Origin of the sequence: Cognatundibacterium curvum (genome assembly GCF_014284235.1) — a bacterium.
Lineage (GTDB): Bacteria > Pseudomonadota > Gammaproteobacteria > Burkholderiales > Burkholderiaceae_D > Undibacterium > Undibacterium curvum.
This window is the reverse complement of sequence record NZ_JACOGD010000028.1, coordinates 1-427: the sequence shown is the minus strand read 5'-3', so window position 1 is coordinate 427 and position 427 is coordinate 1. Positions and strand designations below refer to the sequence as shown.

The 427-nt window shown below is 49.4% G+C and carries 1 tRNA gene and 1 rRNA gene; both read right to left on the bottom strand.

The window, feature by feature from the left end:
* Positions 1 to 51: 51 nt before the first annotated feature.
* A tRNA-Ala gene (locus H8K43_RS18705) sits at positions 52 to 127 on the bottom strand.
* Between the two features lie 220 nt (positions 128 to 347).
* Positions 348 to 427 (bottom strand): 16S ribosomal RNA (locus H8K43_RS18700); the annotation flags it as partial.

Below are 427 nucleotides of genomic sequence, written 5' to 3'. Positions count from 1 at the left end.
CCCCCGCGTTATCAACACGGTGCTCTAACCAGCTGAGCTACAGCCCCAGTATGGTGGAGGTTGACGGGATCGAACCGACGACCCCCTGCTTGCAAAGCAGGTGCTCTCCCAGCTGAGCTAAACCCCCTTATACTTCATTAAGCTACTGCGCCTTTCAATCTTCAACTTGCGATGCTCGTCGTACGTTTGTACGACTGTGCTTCTCAGCTGAACCTTGAAACGCTCGCTACGCTTTCTGAAGCATAACTACTCTTTTCATTAAAGCTGCACTACCTGCTTTAATGCATTCTCGTTATCTAATTTAACAGTCAATAAAAGTGAACACTTAACTACCAGCGCTACTCTAGAAAGGAGGTGATCCAGCCGCACCTTCCGATACGGCTACCTTGTTACGACTTCACCCCAGTCACGAACCCTGCCGTGGTAA